The sequence below is a fragment of the Pedobacter sp. KBW06 genome, from assembly GCF_003852525.1.
In the GTDB taxonomy this organism is placed as follows: domain Bacteria; phylum Bacteroidota; class Bacteroidia; order Sphingobacteriales; family Sphingobacteriaceae; genus Pedobacter.
Map to the genome: position 1 here is coordinate 1 of NZ_QAJL01000008.1, position 1,899 is coordinate 1,899.

Sequence of the window (1,899 nt, forward strand, 5' to 3'; positions counted from 1 at the left end):
TAACAAAAACAAAAAGACTGAAACGATCAGGAATCCGAAACTGACACCAGGAACATTAAGACCGGGAAGAAACAAAGGAAGAGCGATTGCAACATAAAAGAAGAACCGTGAGGCGATTCGAAAAGTTCATTAAAGAGATGTCATTTATAGCGTAGCGAGGTAAGATAGTACCGTTTCAAAGTACATGAAAACCAAAGCTATTTTTTCAAGTCAGAATCTGACAGACAATACAAAAAAAGAATAAAGACTATTATTAACAAGTTAAGAATGGTCAGCGTTCAAACAACACATTTTACAATGGAGAGTTTGATCCTGGCTCAGGATGAACGCTAGCGGCAGGCCTAATACATGCAAGTCGAACGATAGTGAAGGGCTTGCTCTTCACGAAAGTGGCGCACGGGTGCGTAACGCGTATGCAACCTACCTTAATCAGGGGGATAGCCCGAAGAAATTCGGATTAACACCGCATAAAATCACAGTACAGCATTGTACAATGATCAAATATTTATAGGATTAAGATGGGCATGCGTGTCATTAGTTAGTTGGCGAGGTAACGGCTCACCAAGACCACGATGACTAGGGGATCTGAGAGGATGACCCCCCACACTGGTACTGAGACACGGACCAGACTCCTACGGGAGGCAGCAGTAAGGAATATTGGTCAATGGAGGCAACTCTGAACCAGCCATGCCGCGTGCAGGAAGACAGCCCTCTGGGTCGTAAACTGCTTTTATTCGGGAATAAACCTACTTACGTGTAAGTAGCTGAATGTACCGAAGGAATAAGGATCGGCTAACTCCGTGCCAGCAGCCGCGGTAATACGGAGGATCCAAGCGTTATCCGGATTTATTGGGTTTAAAGGGTGCGTAGGCGGCTTATTAAGTCAGGGGTGAAAGACGGTGGCTCAACCATCGCAGTGCCCTTGATACTGATGAGCTTGAATACACTAGAGGTAGGCGGAATGTGACAAGTAGCGGTGAAATGCATAGATATGTCACAGAACACCGATTGCGAAGGCAGCTTACTATGGTGTTATTGACGCTGAGGCACGAAAGCGTGGGGATCAAACAGGATTAGATACCCTGGTAGTCCACGCCCTAAACGATGAATACTCGCTGTTAGCGATACACAGTTAGCGGCTAAGCGAAAGCGTTAAGTATTCCACCTGGGGAGTACGCCCGCAAGGGTGAAACTCAAAGGAATTGACGGGGGCCCGCACAAGCGGAGGAGCATGTGGTTTAATTCGATGATACGCGAGGAACCTTACCCGGGCTTGAAAGTTAGTGAATGATCTAGAGATAGATCAGTGAGCAATCACACGAAACTAGGTGCTGCATGGCTGTCGTCAGCTCGTGCCGTGAGGTGTTGGGTTAAGTCCCGCAACGAGCGCAACCCCTATGTTTAGTTGCCAGCACGTTAAGGTGGGGACTCTAAACAGACTGCCTGTGCAAACAGAGAGGAAGGAGGGGACGACGTCAAGTCATCATGGCCCTTACGTCCGGGGCTACACACGTGCTACAATGGATGGTACAGAGGGCAGCAAGCTGGCAACAGCAAGCAAATCTCAAAAAGCCATTCACAGTTCGGATAGAGGTCTGCAACTCGACCTCTTGAAGTTGGATTCGCTAGTAATCGCGTATCAGCAATGACGCGGTGAATACGTTCCCGGGCCTTGTACACACCGCCCGTCAAGCCATGGAAGTTGGGGGTACCTAAAGTATGTAACCGCAAGGAGCGTCCTAGGGTAAAACCGATAACTGGGGCTAAGTCGTAACAAGGTAGCCGTACCGGAAGGTGCGGCTGGAATACCTCCTTTCTGGAGTAGTTCAGACTACTCGCTACGTAAATGATATAAATGACAATAAAATCTCAAAAAGAAAACCCATAGGATGAAACATC

At 47.7% G+C, this 1,899-nt stretch carries 1 rRNA gene; it reads left to right on the forward strand.

The annotated features are described in order from the left end of the window. The first annotated feature begins 294 nt into the window (after positions 1-294). Positions 295-1,816 (forward strand): 16S ribosomal RNA (locus tag DBR43_RS32040). Positions 1,817-1,899 lie beyond the last annotated feature (83 nt).